Origin of the sequence: Nonomuraea sp. NPDC004580, assembly GCF_040609855.1 — a bacterium.
GTDB classification, from domain to species: Bacteria; Actinomycetota; Actinomycetes; order Streptosporangiales; family Streptosporangiaceae; genus Nonomuraea; species Nonomuraea salmonea.
In genome coordinates, this window is record NZ_JBEXLH010000014.1 from 1 (window position 1) to 15,428 (window position 15,428).

27 protein-coding genes, 1 tRNA gene and 1 pseudogene are annotated in these 15,428 nt (G+C 70.3%); 24 read left to right on the forward strand and 5 right to left on the reverse strand.

The genetic code is table 11. The features are described from left to right. Positions 1–308 (forward strand): annotated as a pseudogene (locus ABZW11_RS16900) (hypothetical protein); the annotation flags it as partial. Between the two features lie 98 nt (positions 309–406). Here the strand turns inward: ABZW11_RS16900 and ABZW11_RS16905 are convergent. Together ABZW11_RS16905 and ABZW11_RS16910 are read right to left on the reverse strand one after the other, a co-directional pair. After that, positions 407–643, reverse strand: a complete 237-nt coding sequence (locus ABZW11_RS16905; RefSeq protein ID WP_355417717.1) for a hypothetical protein — start codon at positions 641–643, stop codon at positions 407–409. Continuing rightward, complete coding sequence (locus tag ABZW11_RS16910; RefSeq protein ID WP_345400556.1) at positions 640–867, reverse strand: DUF6158 family protein; 228 nt, start codon at positions 865–867, stop codon at positions 640–642. The genes ABZW11_RS16905 and ABZW11_RS16910 overlap by 4 nt, the downstream gene beginning before the upstream one ends. Before the next feature lie 96 nt (positions 868–963). On the opposite strand from ABZW11_RS16910, the gene ABZW11_RS16915 reads away from it, so the two are divergent. Together ABZW11_RS16915 and ABZW11_RS16920 are read left to right on the forward strand one after the other, a co-directional pair. Then, positions 964–1,896 (forward strand): LysR family transcriptional regulator, encoded by a 933-nt coding sequence (locus tag ABZW11_RS16915; RefSeq protein ID WP_355417720.1) that lies wholly within the window; start codon positions 964–966, stop codon positions 1,894–1,896. Positions 1,897–2,181: 285 nt separating this feature from the next. Further along, a tRNA-Ile gene (locus ABZW11_RS16920) sits at positions 2,182–2,258 on the forward strand. 28 nt (positions 2,259–2,286) lie between these two features. Here ABZW11_RS16920 and ABZW11_RS16925 read toward each other — a convergent pair. The 3 genes from ABZW11_RS16925 to ABZW11_RS16935 form a co-directional block, all read right to left on the reverse strand. After that, on the reverse strand, positions 2,287–3,897 hold the full coding sequence (locus ABZW11_RS16925; RefSeq protein ID WP_355417723.1) for a site-specific integrase: 1,611 nt from the start codon (positions 3,895–3,897) through the stop codon (positions 2,287–2,289). Positions 3,898–3,975: 78 nt separating this feature from the next. After that, positions 3,976–4,299 (reverse strand): hypothetical protein, encoded by a 324-nt coding sequence (locus ABZW11_RS16930; RefSeq protein WP_355417726.1) that lies wholly within the window; start codon positions 4,297–4,299, stop codon positions 3,976–3,978. Between the two features lie 179 nt (positions 4,300–4,478). Next, a complete protein-coding gene (locus ABZW11_RS16935; RefSeq protein ID WP_355417729.1) occupies positions 4,479–5,015 on the reverse strand; it encodes a hypothetical protein in 537 nt (178 codons plus the stop codon). A gap of 204 nt (positions 5,016–5,219) precedes the next feature. On the opposite strand from ABZW11_RS16935, the gene ABZW11_RS16940 reads away from it, so the two are divergent. From ABZW11_RS16940 to ABZW11_RS17040, 21 genes are all read left to right on the forward strand, one after another. Beyond that, positions 5,220–5,477 carry a helix-turn-helix domain-containing protein gene (locus ABZW11_RS16940; RefSeq protein WP_355417732.1) on the forward strand — a complete coding sequence of 86 codons (258 nt, stop codon included), beginning with the start codon at positions 5,220–5,222 and terminating at the stop codon, positions 5,475–5,477. A gap of 12 nt (positions 5,478–5,489) precedes the next feature. Beyond that, a complete protein-coding gene (locus tag ABZW11_RS16945; RefSeq protein ID WP_355417735.1) occupies positions 5,490–5,759 on the forward strand; it encodes a hypothetical protein in 270 nt (89 codons plus the stop codon). A gap of 83 nt (positions 5,760–5,842) precedes the next feature. Beyond that, positions 5,843–6,457, forward strand: coding sequence for a hypothetical protein (locus tag ABZW11_RS16950; RefSeq protein WP_355417738.1), 615 nt, complete (start codon positions 5,843–5,845; stop codon positions 6,455–6,457). After that, on the forward strand, positions 6,457–6,921 hold the full coding sequence (locus ABZW11_RS16955; protein ID WP_355417741.1) for a hypothetical protein: 465 nt from the start codon (positions 6,457–6,459) through the stop codon (positions 6,919–6,921). The genes ABZW11_RS16950 and ABZW11_RS16955 overlap by 1 nt, the downstream gene beginning before the upstream one ends. After that, positions 6,918–7,187, forward strand: a complete 270-nt coding sequence (locus ABZW11_RS16960; protein ID WP_355417744.1) for a hypothetical protein — start codon at positions 6,918–6,920, stop codon at positions 7,185–7,187. The genes ABZW11_RS16955 and ABZW11_RS16960 overlap by 4 nt, the downstream gene beginning before the upstream one ends. After that, positions 7,184–7,579, forward strand: a complete 396-nt coding sequence (locus ABZW11_RS16965; RefSeq protein ID WP_355417747.1) for a hypothetical protein — start codon at positions 7,184–7,186, stop codon at positions 7,577–7,579. The genes ABZW11_RS16960 and ABZW11_RS16965 overlap by 4 nt, the downstream gene beginning before the upstream one ends. A 181-nt stretch (positions 7,580–7,760) precedes the next feature. Beyond that, the gene (locus ABZW11_RS16970) at positions 7,761–8,180 is read left to right on the forward strand and encodes a hypothetical protein (RefSeq protein WP_355417750.1); all 420 of its coding nucleotides are present in this window, start codon (positions 7,761–7,763) and stop codon (positions 8,178–8,180) included. Then, positions 8,177–9,043: a PD-(D/E)XK nuclease-like domain-containing protein gene (locus ABZW11_RS16975; protein WP_355417753.1), complete on the forward strand. Its 867-nt coding sequence runs from the start codon at positions 8,177–8,179 to the stop codon at positions 9,041–9,043. The genes ABZW11_RS16970 and ABZW11_RS16975 overlap by 4 nt, the downstream gene beginning before the upstream one ends. Continuing rightward, complete coding sequence (locus ABZW11_RS16980; protein WP_355417756.1) at positions 9,040–9,951, forward strand: hypothetical protein; 912 nt, start codon at positions 9,040–9,042, stop codon at positions 9,949–9,951. Before ABZW11_RS16975 ends, ABZW11_RS16980 begins: the two co-directional genes overlap by 4 nt. Then, positions 9,951–10,412, forward strand: a complete 462-nt coding sequence (locus tag ABZW11_RS16985; protein ID WP_355417759.1) for a hypothetical protein — start codon at positions 9,951–9,953, stop codon at positions 10,410–10,412. Before ABZW11_RS16980 ends, ABZW11_RS16985 begins: the two co-directional genes overlap by 1 nt. Continuing rightward, positions 10,409–11,245 (forward strand): exonuclease domain-containing protein, encoded by an 837-nt coding sequence (locus tag ABZW11_RS16990; RefSeq protein WP_355417762.1) that lies wholly within the window; start codon positions 10,409–10,411, stop codon positions 11,243–11,245. The genes ABZW11_RS16985 and ABZW11_RS16990 overlap by 4 nt, the downstream gene beginning before the upstream one ends. Beyond that, positions 11,242–11,580 (forward strand): hypothetical protein, encoded by a 339-nt coding sequence (locus tag ABZW11_RS16995; RefSeq protein WP_355417765.1) that lies wholly within the window; start codon positions 11,242–11,244, stop codon positions 11,578–11,580. The genes ABZW11_RS16990 and ABZW11_RS16995 overlap by 4 nt, the downstream gene beginning before the upstream one ends. Further along, the gene (locus tag ABZW11_RS17000) at positions 11,577–11,795 is read left to right on the forward strand and encodes a hypothetical protein (protein WP_355417768.1); all 219 of its coding nucleotides are present in this window, start codon (positions 11,577–11,579) and stop codon (positions 11,793–11,795) included. The genes ABZW11_RS16995 and ABZW11_RS17000 overlap by 4 nt, the downstream gene beginning before the upstream one ends. Beyond that, the gene (locus ABZW11_RS17005) at positions 11,792–12,139 is read left to right on the forward strand and encodes a VVA0879 family protein (RefSeq protein ID WP_355417771.1); all 348 of its coding nucleotides are present in this window, start codon (positions 11,792–11,794) and stop codon (positions 12,137–12,139) included. The genes ABZW11_RS17000 and ABZW11_RS17005 overlap by 4 nt, the downstream gene beginning before the upstream one ends. After that, the gene (locus tag ABZW11_RS17010; protein WP_355417774.1) at positions 12,132–12,509 is read left to right on the forward strand and encodes a hypothetical protein; all 378 of its coding nucleotides are present in this window, start codon (positions 12,132–12,134) and stop codon (positions 12,507–12,509) included. Before ABZW11_RS17005 ends, ABZW11_RS17010 begins: the two co-directional genes overlap by 8 nt. After that, a complete protein-coding gene (locus ABZW11_RS17015; RefSeq protein ID WP_355417777.1) occupies positions 12,502–12,687 on the forward strand; it encodes a hypothetical protein in 186 nt (61 codons plus the stop codon). The genes ABZW11_RS17010 and ABZW11_RS17015 overlap by 8 nt, the downstream gene beginning before the upstream one ends. Next, entirely contained in the window at positions 12,687–13,028 is a 342-nt protein-coding gene (locus tag ABZW11_RS17020; RefSeq protein WP_355417780.1) for a hypothetical protein, read from the forward strand. Before ABZW11_RS17015 ends, ABZW11_RS17020 begins: the two co-directional genes overlap by 1 nt. Continuing rightward, positions 13,025–13,606 (forward strand): hypothetical protein, encoded by a 582-nt coding sequence (locus ABZW11_RS17025; RefSeq protein WP_355417783.1) that lies wholly within the window; start codon positions 13,025–13,027, stop codon positions 13,604–13,606. The genes ABZW11_RS17020 and ABZW11_RS17025 overlap by 4 nt, the downstream gene beginning before the upstream one ends. Next, on the forward strand, positions 13,603–14,700 hold the full coding sequence (locus tag ABZW11_RS17030) for a DNA cytosine methyltransferase (RefSeq protein ID WP_355417786.1): 1,098 nt from the start codon (positions 13,603–13,605) through the stop codon (positions 14,698–14,700). The genes ABZW11_RS17025 and ABZW11_RS17030 overlap by 4 nt, the downstream gene beginning before the upstream one ends. After that, a complete protein-coding gene (locus ABZW11_RS17035) occupies positions 14,697–15,113 on the forward strand; it encodes a WhiB family transcriptional regulator (protein WP_355417789.1) in 417 nt (138 codons plus the stop codon). The genes ABZW11_RS17030 and ABZW11_RS17035 overlap by 4 nt, the downstream gene beginning before the upstream one ends. Next, entirely contained in the window at positions 15,110–15,427 is a 318-nt protein-coding gene (locus ABZW11_RS17040; RefSeq protein ID WP_355417792.1) for a hypothetical protein, read from the forward strand. The genes ABZW11_RS17035 and ABZW11_RS17040 overlap by 4 nt, the downstream gene beginning before the upstream one ends. Position 15,428: the final 1 nt, after the last annotated feature.

Here is a 15,428-nt window from a genome sequence, read left to right on the forward strand (position 1 = left end):
GCTGGGACGGCGACGAGGCCCTGGAGTGGGCGCGGCGGCGGGTGGATCAGGGGGACGCGCGGCTGTTCCGGGCGCTCGGCTTCGCCGCCGCCGAGGCCGCCGCGCTCGGCCGTCCCGCCCTGGAGGTCATGGCGGCCTGGTGGGGCGCGGTGCCCCTGGCCGAGGTGGCCGCCTGGTGCGCGGCCGGGCTCACGCCGGAGGAGGCGTCCGCCCAGCGGGCGGCGGGCGTCACGGCGGAGCAAGCGGGCGTGCTCAGGGCACTGGCCTCATTCGGCGCGGAAGGGGCACTCCCGCCGCCCGGCACATGAGGGGCGCTGCCATCGCCCGGCACCAACCCGCCTTGTACCAGGGCGCCGTCACCGCTTGAAGCCCGCCGCCGCCGTCTGGGGCATCCAGCCGAGCCCCGTCAGTACTCGACCTCGAACGTGTGCGGCCCCAGCCCGTACCCGTCGCCGTGCGGCACCACGTACCCGTGCTCGATCAGCGTGGAGAGGCTCTCCCGCACCTCCTCCTCGCCCAGCCCGCACGCGCGCGTCAGCCCGTCGAGCCGGGCGGCGCCGGACGTGACGGCCTGGGCGGCGACGGCCTCGTAAACGTGGAAGTCCACGTCCGACAGGGCCTGCACATCGTGGCCTTCAGTCATGACCGCTGCCTCGCTCCCTCCCTCAGCCTGGCGGGGTCGACCTCGCGATCGGGGAAGCGGCGCAGGTACTCGGCCTCCAGCTCGCTGGTGCGGGAGGTGTGGTGGGCGAGGGCGTCGTCCGATCCGTGGAAGAACGTGTCGCTTCTGGTGGCGTGCAGCTGGCGCAGCTCGCGTACGACGTCTTCGTCGCTGAGCTGGGCGGGGTCTATTCCCATGGTCGTCATGCGCTCCCCCTACCCCAGGAACCCTCGACCAATATCTGTCACAATTCCTGACATAGAGGCATTGTCTGTAAGAGACCGCCGCTTTACCTTCCCGTTATGGACCTCGAGCTACGGCACCTCAGGATCGTCCGCGCGGTCGCGGACGCGGGAAGTGTGAGCAAAGCCGCGTCCCTGCTCGGGCTGGCACAACCGGCCCTGACCGCGCAGCTCAAGCGCATCGAGAGGGTGCTCGGCGGCGCCCTCTTCGAGCGTGACCGCCACGGCGCCAGGCCCACCCGCCTCGGCGAACTCGTGCTCGCCCGCGCGCGTGTGCTTCTCCCCGCAGCCAAAGAACTGCAGGACGAAGCCGTACGTTTCGCCCAGGCCCCCTCCCCCGGTTTCCGCATCGGCGCCACCAACGGGCCGATACTGGGCGGGCTGGTCGACCGGCTCGCCGCCGAGCGGAAGGTCAGCACGTACACGTCGTGGTCGACGTACGAGCTGAACAGCATGGTCGAGCTCGGCCGCCTCGACTACGTGCTCACCGGCGCCTGCGGCGACTCCGGCACCCCCACCGGCACGCTCGTCTGGGAGACCATCAGCCTCGACCCCGTCTTCTGCCTGGTCTCCGCCGATCACCCGGTCGCGCGGGAGAAGGAGGTGCAGCTGGCCGACCTCGCCGAGGAACAGTGGGCGGTCACGCCGGGCGACGGCTGCTTCGCCGACTGCTTCGCGATGGCATGCGCGCGGGCCGGGTTCACGCCGGGAACGATCTACGAGACCGACGTACCGACCTGCACCCACCTCGCCCAGGTCGGCCGGGCCGTCGTCCTGTGCCAGGCCACCCACCAGCCCGCCCAGGGGCTCGTCATGGTGCCGCTGGCCGGCGCGCCGCTGCGCTGGCGGCAACTCCTCGGCCGCCACCCCACCGCCCCAGAAGCCGCCTGGGTGATCGCGCAGGCCAAACAGGCCCATCTGGACGCCGTACGCCGCAGCCCGGTCTACTCGGACTGGCTGGTCCGCAACCCCGGCTACGGCACCGCCCCCTAACCCCGCCCACGTCAGGGAGCCGCGCCCCCTGACCACTCAGAACCCCAGCCCTCCAGAACTCCCACCCGCCCCCTCCCGACCGGCCCCGCCCGGCAGTACGCCGACGGAGAATATGATCGTTCCGCACTCCACCAATCCCGGCAGACATGGAATGATGTCGGGGGAATCCGTTCTCCCCGCCTGGCCCGGCACCACGACCGGATCCGATGCTCTAGCCTTGGTTAACGCCTAGGCCACGGCAAGATCCTTCCGGTCGCCGCGCCAGACACGACACAACTTCATCCAGGGGCGGTAGCTCAGCCGGTCAGAGCATCGGACTCATAATCCGTGGGTCGTGGGTTCAAGTCCCACCCGCCCTACCACGCCGACCAGCGGCGGAACCCACCGCCGCTACTCGGCAGGAGGCACCGGACGCAGCCCGGGACCCGAACGGGAACCCGGATTCCCGGACCCCTCACCAGCGGGAACCGCGCGGCGCGGCACCAACGCCACGCTCGCCTCCGCAGCCTCCCGCGCCAACTCCGGCAGCACGGCCGTGTAAATGTCGCTCGTGATCGACAACGACGAATGCCGCAGCATCGCCGACACATACTTCATGTCTGTCCCCGCCGCCAGGGACAGCGTCGCCGCGCCGTGCCGCAGATCATGGAACCGGATCGGCGGCAGACCGGCCGCGAACGCGAGCCGCTCGAAGTGCTCGCTCACCCAGTCCGGAGTCAGCTCGCCCCCATCCTCCCGCGTGAAAATCCGCCCCGTGTCCTTCCACGCCCCAGACCACGCCAGACGCTCCTCACGCTGCCGCTGACGGTGCGCACGCAGCACCGCCACCGTGCCCGCGTCCAGAGCCACCTGAGCCTTGCTGGCGCGCGTCTTCGGCGCCCCCTCCCGCACCTGCCGACCGACGTACGACAGCTGCTTCGCCGTCGCCAACGTCCCCTCCTCCAAATCCCCATCCACCCACCGCGCGCCACACGCCTCACCACGGCGCAAACCACGGAACGCGACCAGGTGGAACAGCGCGTACAGCCTGTCCGTGAGCGCGTGGTCGAGGAACGCGCCCAGCTGCGCCGGCGTCCACACCATCACCGGCGACGGCCGCGGCGTCGCCATCCAGACCCTGAACTTCTCCAACGGCTTCCTCGGCTGCACCGGCGCCTCACGCTCCGCCTTCAGCCTCGCCTCGTACGCCGCCGTGAACGCCTCCACCCGCGGCTTCGTCCACACCAGGCCTTCCGGCCGCTCACCCGCATCCAGCTTCACCAACGCCGCCGCGTTGAAACCCACCAAGCGCTCCCGCTCCGCGTCCGCGAGCACCGTACGGATCGTCGCCCGGATCCGCTGCTTCGTCACCGGACCCGTCGGCCGCCTCCCCCGTACGGACGCCCGCACCTTCGGATCCTCGGACTCACGCGCCGCGAGCAGCTGCGCGTTCTTCTCGTCGATCCTGGTGAAGACAGCCTCGACGGTCGGCACCATCAGCCGGTCAAGCCGCACCGGATCGAGCACCTCCCCGAAGTGCGTGTCGTGGTGCGAGATGTAGGACAGCAACGTGCTCTCCCGGATGTCCTTCAACCGGCGGCGGCGCGCCACCCACGACGCCCAATACTCCCCGAACAGCATGCTCTGGAGCGGCTGGCCGGCCCGGTACTTGCGGTGCAACTCCTCGAACTCCGGCCACGCCGCCCGCCCCCGATGCGCCGCCTTCACCATGGCCACGATCTCCATCCGCGCCGCGTGCCCCTCCGGCCCAGGTTCGGGGATGTCGAGCAGCCGGCCGATCGCCTCATAACGCGCGACGACGTCGGCCTCCGACGCGAAGCCGCCCAGCTTCAGACTTGCCCGCTTACCGTCGGGCCCGGCCGGTAGCTCCTCCTTGCCGTACCAGACGCCGTGCCTGGGATTCCACGCCCCATCCTTCCGCCGCAGCTTCGGGCATTTCGCGCCGAGATCTTTACCGTCCTGATCAACACAACGGCACCGCTTATAGGGATTCCCGATCACGACCATTCCCTCAATTCACCGCGAGACGAAAGAAAAGGGGGCGGCGCAGACGCCACCCCCCATTCTTGATCGGACGCCTCAACGGCGCCACATATACGGCGGCGTATCCTGCCGCCCCGCCGGTTCGCCCGCCAGCGGATGCCGGGCCTGACCGCCGGGAGCGTTCCAGCGCTGCAACGCCGCCTCCATGCGGCCCATCTCCCTACCGACGTCGATGCCCAGCTTGTACGTCGTCTCCGCCGCCACCGGGATCGACGGACGCTTCGCCCGATCGATCAGCCACGCGATGCTGAGCACCGTCGCCGCCAGCGCGAACAGCGCGAACACCCTGTGCACCAGGAACGGATACTCCTCCGCCCACTCGACGAAAGGGGCGGCGACCGTCACCGCGGCCGCCGCCACCCAACCACCACCCGCTCCGAACGCTATGAATGTCCGCTTAATCCTAGTCAATGTCCCCTCCGACCAGGTTGACGCCGTTGTCCCCCGAGTGTCTTGCCACACTACGGCCGAAAATGGCAGATGAACAGTGGGAAAACCCCGGGTAAGCGGGACATAACGCGCCTGATACGTGAAGACCTCTACCTGCTTCTTTCTCCCAGAATTTCCAGAGCGGTACGAATCTGGACAATCTGACCGCCCACAGAGGACACAACCGCCTCCATAAGGGACCTCTCCAGAGAGGATTTCTGACCCGCAGTCAAACCAGGTGCGGCCCGAATATCGTCGATCCCCTTCAGGATCATCCGCAGCACCTGCTCCGGCGTCGACTCCACATCCAACGACGACGCCGCCACCGCAGGCTCAGCAGCCGCCCGCTGACGCAGATGCGACTCCAGCAGCCGCGCCGCCCGCGCCGCGTTCTCGCGACCCTCACGCTCGCCCAGCTCGGCGAGCTCCTCAGCGGAGATACCCACCACCTGGGCCATGATGGCCAGCTTGTCGGGCGGGCCGTCATAGCGGCCGTTCTCGATACTCCGCCACCCTTCGGCGCTCATCTTGACGCCGGCAGCGGTAGCAGCCGCCGCAGCGGCAGCGGCCCCCATCGGGGGCAGGCGATCCCTACGCCGCGCCTTGATCAGCGCAGCCTCCGGCGGAACGACCGGTTCGGTAGCCACGGATCTACCTCTCCCACGTGTCCGAGATGCACTTTTCTGCACACCTACGCACACACCCTATCCCACCCGTGCACACCTAACAACGAGTCAAACCCCCATGTAACGAAGTGGCGTCACCCCATCACCCAGCGCTCAAGTAAAAAGTGTGCACGGGTGTGCGTATCTGTCTTGCGCTGTGCACAGGTGTGCGTACATGATTGCGGCATGGCAACCACCACCGCCCCACCCACACACTGCGTGTGCGGAGGCTGCATCTGCGGCGGAGACCCAGACGACCCCGCACTGTTCTACGACCTATCCGAGGTCATGAACATGCTCGGCGTCAGCCGCAGCAGCGCCTACAAGCTCATCCGCACCGGCCGGCTCAAGTCCAAGCTGATCCTCGGCCAGCGCAAGGTCTACCGCAGCAGCTTCCGCCGCTACGTCACCGAGCTCGACGAACTGACCCCCACCGAGAACTGACGGGGGGACAGCATGACCGACACCGCGAAGCGCCGCCCCCACATGAGCGAGGACGAACTCCGCGCCCTGCCGGTGGGCATCCCGCTCGTCGAAGCCGCCAGAGCCTTCGGAATGGGCCGCACCAAAGCCCACGAACTCGTACGCAAAGGCGCCTTCCCCACCGAGGAAGCCCCCTGCCGGGTCCTGCGCTGCGGCGGCGCCTGGATCGTCCCCAAGCCCGCGCTCCTCGAAGCGCTCGGCTACCCGACCCCCGAAATCCCGCTCGACCCCGCCACGCCCTAACCAGGCGGCGGCGCGGGACCCGCACCGACGCAACCGGCCGGGCCCCGCTCGACCATCAATCCCACTCTCGAAAGGACGAGGTCGTGACACCGATTCTCGCACCCGCCACCACCACGAACACCAGCACCGCCGACCAGATCATCGAGGCGCTCGCCAGCTACCACGACGAGCACGCCATGGCGCTCGGCGGCGACCACCAGCGCACCATGCTCCTCGCCGCCCTCATCGTCCGCCTCTTCGACACCCCCGCCAGCCAGGCCATCGACCTCGCCCGCAACGACGCCTTCGACGACCGCGTCCGCGCCGCAAGCGACGCCCTCACCGAAGCCCTCGACCGCGCCAGGCGCACGCGCCTGGCGTTGGAGAGCTGGACGCCTCGGGTGGGCGACCGCGTCACCCACACCGGCACCGACGGCACCTGGATCATCACCGCCTTCGAGGACGACGACACCGCCTGGATCGCCCGCCCCGACGCACCCACCAGCCCCACCATCGGCCGCGCCACCGACGGCCTCACCAACCTCACCGGCTGGGACACCCGTCCCGACCACGAGCTGCTCGCCGTCGTCGACCAACTCCGCCCCGCCCAGTCGGAGCAGACCAGCGAGGGCGAGAGCCCCGCCGCCCACTACGCCAGGACCGGGCACCTCCCGGGCTTCGGCTGCTGCATCACCATCGCGCCGGAGGTGACGGTCTGATGACCACCACCACCATCGCCACCCACACCGTCGGCATCGAGCCCATCACAAACGACACCCGCCCGCACGTCCCCACCACCGCGACCCGCGCGGTCGTCGAACGCTACGACGGACGGCTCGTCAAGGTCGTGGCCACTGACGCCGACCAGCTCCACGGCACCCTGCACGAGTACGCGCAGGCCGCCGCCCACGCGTACGGCGCCAACCTGGCCGGCACCCGCCACGACGGCAGCTCGGACGAGGTGCTGCGCCGGATGGCCCGCCTCGTCCACGGCCCCTACAACGCCAGCCTGCCCGAGGCGCTCCACCTCGCCACCCGCAACCCGGCGACCGCCCGGCAAGCCGTCCAGCGGCTCGCCGACACCCTCGGACGCCACCCCCGCGACCTGCCCCTGTGGGGCGTCACCCGGCCACGCGCCCAGGTCGCCGCCGCCCTCCGCATCGCCGCAGGAGCGACCCGATGAGCGACTTCGACACCATCCCCGTCCCCGGCGACCGGCTCCGCGCAGGAGACCGCGGCCACCTCATCGCCATCGACGGCATGACCGCCACCATCACCAGCCGCATCAAGCTGGACAACGGCGAACACGTCATCCGCTGGCAGCAGATCGACCACACCGACGGCCAGCAGCCCGCCACCGGCATCATCTACCTGCCCGACGGCGCCACCGTCGAGTGCGTACGCCGCGCCGACTGGCTGAACCGCCGGGACAGCGAGGCCGCCGCATGACCACCTACCGCCTCGACACCAGCGGCCCGCACAGCGACGACTACACCCGGCACGTCGCCAGCGTCTTCGCCGGCACCGTGCGGATCCTCAACCACGCCACCCGCGACCAGGACGGCGTCACCGAACCCGCCACCGTGCACGCCATCCTCGGCGAGCTGCACGACGGCATCGCCCGCCTCGACCAGCTCCTGCAGCAGCTCGACCAGCGGCTCGTCAGGTTCGCTCAGGCGGGGCAGCTCGCTGACTCCAACGGCGACGCCTTCACCAACGTCAACACGGCGCTCCGCCAGCTCACCGGCCTGCGCACGGACGCGGCCGTCATGTCGGAACGACTCGCCCGAGCGTTCCGAGCCACCTCCGGCCTCTACCTGCGCGACGAAAGCGAGTCGTGATGCGACCCGAGAACACCCGCGTCTGGCGCAAAACCCAGCGCGCCGAACAGAAGGGCGTCCCGACCGGCCGCCGCGCCACCCACAAGGCCGAGACGCAGAAGCCCGCACGCCCCTTCGAAGCATGGCGGAACCGCCGCGCCGGACTCCCACTCTGGCCCGTCAACACCACGGACGGTGCCTGATGACCGGCCCCGAGCACTACCGCGACGCCGAAGAACTGCTCGACACGGCGGTGGAAACTCACGACGGCCAGGCGGCCGACACGAACATCGCAAGCGCGCAGGTACACGCGACGCTCGCCTTGGCCGCCGCCACTGCACTCCAGGCCGCGCTGCCGCTGATCGGCGACGACCAGCAGGTCACCGAGTGGGGGCATGCGATCGGCGCCACCGGCGACACCAACCAGGGCGCACGCATCTCCAGCGCCCTCGAACTCGTCGATGTCCTGCTGCAGCAGTCCCTCATGGTCCCGGCGGCAGCCGACCAACTGCGGGCGGTGCTCACCGGGCACCGGCCCGCCCAGTCCAGCGTCAGCGTGCGCGGCGGCGACCCCATCGGCACCGAAGCCGAAGCCCTCTACCGCGAGGAGAAGCGGACGTGACCGACCTCCTCGACGCACCCGTCATCGACGGGCCCGGCGTCTACGACATCCCCGAAGACGCCTACCACGCCGACCCCGTCCCCGGCGGCAGCCTCTCCAGCAGTGGCGCACGCCGCCTGCTGCCGCCGTCCTGCCCCGCCATCTTCCGCCACGAACAACTCAACCCGCCCGGCCCCAAGAAGGCGTTCGACCTCGGCAGCGCCGCGCACAGGCTGGTGCTCGGGTCTGGCCCGGAGCTCGTACGGATCGACGCCGACGAGTGGCGCACCAAGGAAGTCAAAGAGCAGGTCGCCGCAGTACGGGCGGGTGGCGGCATCCCGCTCAAGCCCGCCGAGTACCGGCAGGTGCACGACATGGCCGCCGCCCTCCGGCGGCACCCCGTCGCCGCCGCACTCTTCGACCCCGCCCACGGCCAACCCGAACAAACCCTCATCTGGCAGGACGACGACACCGGCATCTCGTGCCGCGCCCGCCTCGACTGGCAGCCCGATGCCAAGCCCGGCCGCCGGCTCATCGTCCCCGACTACAAAACCTGCCGCTCCGCCAGCCCGCGCGCCATCGCCAAAGCCGTCCACGAGCACGGCTACCACCAGCAAACCGAATGGTACCTACGCGGCGCCCAAGCCCTCGACCTGGCCGACGGCGACGCCGCGTTCGTCTTCGTCTTCCAAGAGAAAGACCCCCCGTATCTGGTCACCGTCGTCCAGCTCGACGACGAAGCCCTCCACGTGGCCCGCGAACGCAACCGCCGCGCCATGGAGACCTACGCCGCCTGCGTCGAAGCCGACCACTGGCCCGGCTACAGCGACGACATCGAACTCATCACCCTGCCCGCCTGGGCCACCCGCGAGGAGAACCTGTGACCGAGATCGCCATCCCCAACGGGCAGCACGCCGACGTCGTCCCCACCGGTGCGCAGACGAGCGCCCTCGTCCTGTGGGCGTACGAGGCACGCCAGGCAGAGCAGATCGCCACCTCGCTCGCCCGCACGAGCTTCGTGCCCGCCAGCCTGCGAGGCAAGCCCGACGACCTCACCGCCGCCATCCTCGCCGGGCAGGAACTCGGCCTGCAGCCCATGGCGACGCTGCGCAGCATCGACGTCATCCAGGGCACGCCCGCCCTCCGCGCGCACGCCATGCGCGGCCTCGTCCAATCCCACGGCCACTCCGTGCAGGTGGTCGAGTCCACGCCCGACCGGTGCGTGATGCGCGGCCGCCGCGCCGGCGAGAAGGACTGGCAGCAGGTCGAGTGGACGATCGAACGGGCCGCCCAGCTCGGGCTTACTGGCAAAGACCAGTGGAAGAAGCAGCCGCAAACCATGCTGGTGGCCCGCGCGACGGGCGAGATCTGCCGCCTCATCGCCGCCGACGTCCTCTACGCCATGCCGTACGCGGCTGAGGAGCTCGACGGCGAATCGCCCGGCGGTGGCGGCGGTCCTGCGCGGGTCACCGTCGAGGAAATCGTCACCGCCCGGCAAGGGCCCGCCGAGCAGCCCACGCCCCCGGCCGCGCCGGAACCCGAGCAGCCGCGCATGATCACGGCCGCCCAGATGAAGAAGATGGCGGCGGGCATGCGCACCGCAGGACTCACCGACCGCGACACCGCGCTCGCGTTCGTCAACGAGATCCTGCAGCGACCCGCCGACAACCCGGTCGCCTCCCGCAACGAACTCACCCTCGACGAAGCCTCGCGAGTCATCGACGCGCTGGAGCGCGAAGCCGCCCAAGCCGAAGACCCCGTGGACGCCGACGTCATCGAGGACGGCGAGTGATGCGGGCACGAGACATCCCAGCCCGCGACCGGCTGCTCGCCAAACTCGTACCGCAGCCGAACGGCTGCTGGCACTGGACAGGCTTCGTTGAGCGGAACGGCTACGGGCGAGTCGGGTACAAGGGGCGTCGCGGCACCCCACTCCATCAGGCCGTCTACGACTGCTTCATCGGCCCCGTCCCTGAAGGCATGGAGATAGACCACGCCTGCCACTCCCGCTCGAAGGACTGCCGCGGCGGGCCCACCTGCCTGCACCGCCGCTGCGGCAATCCGGACCACCTGGAAGCCGTGACCCAGGCGGAGAACGCGAGACGGGCTGCTGCTCTGGTCACCCACTGCCCCCGCGGACACGAGTACACCGCCGAGAACACGTACGTCCGCGGCGGGCGCCGGTTCTGTCGGCGCTGCAATCTGGCTGCAACCAGGGCGCTCAAGGCCCGCAAGAAGGCGGGGCGATCATGAGCTGGCATCTCGCGAGGCTGTGTGCCCTCGACACGGAAACCACATCACCCAACCCCGAAGATGCCCGGATCGTCGAGGCGTACTGCGGATACGTCGGTGGTGGGGAACCGCCTCTCGACCGGCCGCCGCTTCTGATCAACCCAGGCGTGGAGATCCCCGCTGAGGCGACCGCCATCCACGGATACGACACCGCCTACGTGCGCGAACACGGCGTGCCCGCCAAGGACGGCGTACAGCGCGTCGTCGCCGCCGTGGTCGAGGCATGGCAGGCCGGAATTCCCGTGGTCGGACACAATGTCCGGTTTGACCTTACGGTGATCGACCGCGAGGCCATCCGCCACGGCTTCGGCAGCCTGCTCGACCTGTGCGGCGGCTCGTACGGCCCGGTCGTCGACACGTTCGTGATCTCCAAGCACCTCGACAAGTGGCGCCGCCGGGTGAGCGCCGAGCAGGGCGCCCACGTCCTCAAAACCTGCGCCGCCGTCTTCGGCATCCCGTGGAACGACGAGGACGCGCACGGCGCCCGCTACGACGCGTTGATCGCCGACCGCGTCGCCTGGCGCATGGGAGCCATCGCCGCCATGCCGCGCGACGCCCGGCCGCGCATCCAATCCGGCCGCGGCGACGACCGGGCGCTCTTCGACGCCCTCGCCGTCGACCTGCCCACCCTCTTCGCCAACCAGAAGCGGTGGGCCGCCGAACAGGCCGCCTCCTACCAGGAGTGGCTCCGCAGCCCGAAGGCCGGCGACAAGCAGGACGCGAAGGCCGTCATCAGCGGGGCGTGGCCGGTCGAACCCGCGCCCGCCAAACAGCCCGAAGGAGCGCTGACGTGACCGACACGACCACCGACCAGCAGCACGACCTCCCGGCCGCACCCACCGGCGACCCCGTCATCATCAACATCCTGCGCGACCTGCACGCCGGGGCGATGGCCGACGCCGACCGGCTCGCCGGAATCGGCGGCCACGAGCGGGAGAAGGCCGCCGAGCATCTGCGGGCCGCCGACGCCGCCGACCAAGCCGCCATGGCCGCCCGCGCCTACGCCGAAAGGTGGCGGCGCCACCTCGACATGGAGCTCGCCGGACGGCCCGACCTGGCCGGCGTCGTCGAGCCGCCGACCGAGCCGACCGTGCCGGTGCGGCGCGCACCGTACGGGCCGATGTCGTGAACTGGCCGGCCGTCGTCGCGCTCCTCGCGGTGGCCCTGACCGCCGAATACGTGTGGCTGCGCCCGACGGCCAGAGCCGCCCTCCACCGGGCCCTCTACCAGCCGCTGAGGCGGCGGGCACGCTCCGCCAGCCGCACCCTGGCCGCCCTCCACCGGGCGGCCTCCTTCCGGCCCTACAGAGGCCACCACACGCCACCACGAAGGACACAACCATGACCGTCATGACCAACGCCGACTGGCGCGCAGAAGGCACCCGCCGCTTCGGCGACGACATCCAGCAGTGGCAGTTCGAGTGCGCATCCTGCGGCAACATCGCCACTCCCGCCGACTTCAAGACCCTCGGAGCCGACGGACGCCGCGCACCCTTCGACTGCATCGGCCGAGTCCTCAAGGAAATCGAGCCCGAGCGGAAGATCGACGGCAACAGCCAGCCGTGCAACTGGACGACCGGCGGGCTCTTCCGCCTCTCCAGCCTTTGGGAGGTCGAGGCCAAGAACGGCCAGCCGTCCCTGGTGTTCCCGTTCGCCGACGCCCCGGTGGCGGTGACTTGGCATGCGTGAGTCAACCGCCGACCCTGCCATCCCGGCCGTCCTCGACCGCGCCGCCGACGTGATCGAACACAACGGCATCGCCCGCAACGACTACTACACCGAGCATCCCCACAAGAACCCGCGCACCTGCCCCGTCTGCGCGCTCGGCGCCATCGCCATCGCAGCCGGCTTCGACCCCTCCGCATGGGAAATGGCCGACTACCAGGGCGGCGAGTTCGCCCCCGCCGTGGCAGCAGCAGACGCCCTGATCGACTTTCTCGGCCTCGACCCCGACAAGGACTACGACGAGACGATCGGCTTCTGGTCCGACTCGCTCCCGCCCGAGACCGTCGTATCGGAGCTGCGCGCCGCCGCACGAGTAGTGGCCAGCCGTGGCTGACGTCTACGCCGCCGCCCGCCGCGGCGACCCATGGCTCATCGCCCTCATCGCCGGCATCGCCCTCGCCGTCCTGACCGCCGCCATCACCGTGTCGGCCGCCATCCGGCCCATCCCGGCCGACCACCCCACACCCGCGCCACAACCACAGCCCGCACCGACCGCACCACAGGAGACGTGATGGACACCGCCACCCAGACCAACACCACGACGCCCGCCGGCGAACTGAAGACCGCCGCCATCCGGCTCCGCTGCGACCACCGCTTCCCCGTCCAGCCGCCGCACGGCAGCCTCGCCCGCCCCGGGTCGTGCAGCCACTGCGGCATGCCGTGGGCAAACGCCGCGGCACTACCCCCGGACGCCCTCCGCGAGCCCCTCGCCGCCCTCCTCGAAGAGATCGCCGACCAGTACGACGCCCCACCCTGCGACGACCAGGCCGGGGCCTGCAACGGGTGTGAACGGCGCGACGACTTCGTTGCCGCCCAGCTCGTCGCCCAGGTCATCAACGGTGGCACCCAATGACCGCCACCGCCACCACCGCCCCCACCACGGGGGCGGCGGCCCCGCCCCGCGTGGTCGGCCTCGACATCAGCCTCACCGGCACCGGCATCGCCTGCTCCGCCGGCTGGTGCGACGCCATCGGCCTGCCCGGCATCACCAGCCTGCCTCTCGCCCGCCGAGACGCCGCCCTCGACCAGCTCGCCTACGACATCACCCAGCACATCGGACCCACCACCGGCCTCGTCGTCATCGAAGCGCCCGCCTACTCCCGCAGCGGCGGCGGAGCCCACGAACGCTCCGGACTCTGGTGGCGCGTCGTCCACCGCCTCCTGCGCTGGGACATCCCCGTCGTCGAAGTCAACCCCGGCCACCGCAGCACCTACGCCACCGGCAAAGGCAACGCCTCCAAGACCGCCGTCGTGGACGCCGTCGCCCGACGCTGGCCCGCCTGGCAAACCCACGGCGACGACAACGCCGCCGACGCCGTCGTCCTCATGGCCATGGGCCTCGACGCCCTCGGCCACCCGCTCGTCGACCTGCCCAAGGCACAGCGCGACGCCCTCACCAAGATCACATGGCCTGAGGTGGTGACGCGTTGATCCTCAACCTCTTCGCCGGCCCCGGCGGGCTCGACATGGGCGCCCGCATCCTCAACATCACCACGCCCACCCGCGGCTACGACCTCGACCACGACGCATGCGCCACCGCAACCGCCGCCGGATTCCACCGAACCCAAGCCAGCGTCACCGACCTCAACCCCGAACACTTCCCCACCACCACCGGCGTCCTCCCCACCCCGCCCTGCCCGCCATTCAGCCGCGGCGGACTCGGCAAAGGCATCAACGACATGCCCACCATCCGACACGCACTGACCCTGCTCGGCGACAACGTCGCAGGCATGGTGCCCGATCACGCCTACCAGGAGGCGCTGGCCGACCTACACGACCCACGCTCAGCGCTGCTAATCGAGACGTTGCGCTTCGCGTTCCGCCTCCCTCATGTGCAGTGGATGGTCGCCGAACAAGTGCCCGCAGTAGCGCCCATCTGGCAAGAGATCGGCGCCGAACTCGCCATGACCACCGACTGGACACACCTAGCAGTGCTCACCGTGGCCGCCCAAGACCTCGGCGTGGCCAGCGGACGAACCCGCACCTTCCTGATCGCAACCCGCCACCACCAGCCAGACCTGACCGGCCTACCAATGCGCAGCCTGTGGACCACCGGCCGGTTCGCGGCACCCCGCCACGAGCTTCCGCCAACACCCGCCCACTTCCCGACCACCACCATGGCCGCCGCACTCGGCTGGCCCGCCGGCGAACGGGTCAACACCCGCGGCAACCGGCGCACGTCCGGCGGCAACGAGTTCTCCGCCGACGCCACCGCATGGTGCCTCACCAGCAAGGCCCGGTCGTGGAAACGGGTCTCCGACGGAGTGCATCTCACCGCCGCCCAGGCGGGGCTCCTGACCGGTTTCCCGGCCGACTACCCATGGCAGGGCTCCCGCACGAAGCAGTTCCTTCAAGCCGCTGACGTCGTCTCGCCGCCCGTCGCCGCCGCGGTGCTCGGCGCCACGCTCGGCATCGACTGGCAGCAGCCCGTACGCGACTACCTCGCCAGCATCTACCCGGCCAACGCCAACCAGGCACCGGCAATGTCGCAGCCGACTCTGTTCGAACTGGAACGCACCGCATGAGCCCCACCCCGCGCACCGTCGAACGCGCCCGAACCGTCGCCCGCCTCCAACGCGCCGGCTACACGCAAGACGTCATCGCCTACCACCTCGGCGTCACCTCCCGCACAGTGGCCCGCCTCCACATCACCTCCAAAACCCTGCCACCCGAGGAGGAGCCGATGGCCAGCATCCGCACCTGGAGCGACCGCGCCGCCTGCCGCACCGCCGACCCCGAACTGTTCTTCCCCCTCACCTACAACGACGCCAAACAGATCAAACGCGCCAAGAGCTTCTGCCACGCCTGCCCCGCACTCCAGGACTGCCTCAACTACGCCCTCGACAACCCCGACCGAACCACCGACGGCATCTGGGGCGGCACCACCCCCGAAGAACGCCGCCGCATCCGACTCGCCGAAAGGACCACCGCCGCATGAACGACACCACCACCAGCGCGTTCGAGGAGTGGGTCATCCTCGAAATCCTCGGCCACCGCCGACTCGCCGGCCGCCTCACCGAAGCGTCCATCGCGGGCGGCAGCTTCCTGCGCATCGACATCCCCGCCGCCGACGGCCAGCCCGCCATCACCCAGTACTACGCGCCGTCCTCGGTGTACGCGATCACGCCGACCACCGAAGCCATCGCCCGCCGCGCCGCCGCCCTCTCCCGGCCCGCACCCGTCTCCCGCTGGGAACTCGCCGCCGCCGACACGCCGTCCACGCCCGAGCTGTACGACGACGAGGAGCTCTGAC

Bases quoted from the DNA above. Each gene is read 5' to 3' on its own strand.
- ABZW11_RS17040 (WP_355417792.1), top strand. From the start codon at position 15,110: ATGAACGACACCACCACCAGCGCGTTCGAGGAGTGGGTCATCCTCGAA.
- ABZW11_RS17025 (WP_355417783.1), top strand. From the start codon at position 13,025: ATGACCGCCACCGCCACCACCGCCCCCACCACGGGGGCGGCGGCCCCG.
- ABZW11_RS16985 (WP_355417759.1), top strand. From the start codon at position 9,951: ATGCGGGCACGAGACATCCCAGCCCGCGACCGGCTGCTCGCCAAACTC.
- ABZW11_RS16955 (WP_355417741.1), top strand. From the start codon at position 6,457: ATGACCACCACCACCATCGCCACCCACACCGTCGGCATCGAGCCCATC.
- ABZW11_RS17010 (WP_355417774.1), top strand. From the start codon at position 12,132: ATGCGTGAGTCAACCGCCGACCCTGCCATCCCGGCCGTCCTCGACCGC.
- ABZW11_RS16960 (WP_355417744.1), top strand. From the start codon at position 6,918: ATGAGCGACTTCGACACCATCCCCGTCCCCGGCGACCGGCTCCGCGCA.
- ABZW11_RS16905 (WP_355417717.1), bottom strand. From the start codon at position 643: ATGACTGAAGGCCACGATGTGCAGGCCCTGTCGGACGTGGACTTCCAC.
- ABZW11_RS16970 (WP_355417750.1), top strand. From the start codon at position 7,761: ATGACCGGCCCCGAGCACTACCGCGACGCCGAAGAACTGCTCGACACG.
- ABZW11_RS16965 (WP_355417747.1), top strand. From the start codon at position 7,184: ATGACCACCTACCGCCTCGACACCAGCGGCCCGCACAGCGACGACTAC.
- ABZW11_RS16940 (WP_355417732.1), top strand. From the start codon at position 5,220: ATGGCAACCACCACCGCCCCACCCACACACTGCGTGTGCGGAGGCTGC.
- ABZW11_RS16915 (WP_355417720.1), top strand. From the start codon at position 964: ATGGACCTCGAGCTACGGCACCTCAGGATCGTCCGCGCGGTCGCGGAC.
- ABZW11_RS16910 (WP_345400556.1), bottom strand. From the start codon at position 867: ATGACGACCATGGGAATAGACCCCGCCCAGCTCAGCGACGAAGACGTC.
- ABZW11_RS16990 (WP_355417762.1), top strand. From the start codon at position 10,409: ATGAGCTGGCATCTCGCGAGGCTGTGTGCCCTCGACACGGAAACCACA.
- ABZW11_RS17005 (WP_355417771.1), top strand. From the start codon at position 11,792: ATGACCGTCATGACCAACGCCGACTGGCGCGCAGAAGGCACCCGCCGC.
- ABZW11_RS17035 (WP_355417789.1), top strand. From the start codon at position 14,697: ATGAGCCCCACCCCGCGCACCGTCGAACGCGCCCGAACCGTCGCCCGC.
- ABZW11_RS17020 (WP_355417780.1), top strand. From the start codon at position 12,687: ATGGACACCGCCACCCAGACCAACACCACGACGCCCGCCGGCGAACTG.
- ABZW11_RS16945 (WP_355417735.1), top strand. From the start codon at position 5,490: ATGACCGACACCGCGAAGCGCCGCCCCCACATGAGCGAGGACGAACTC.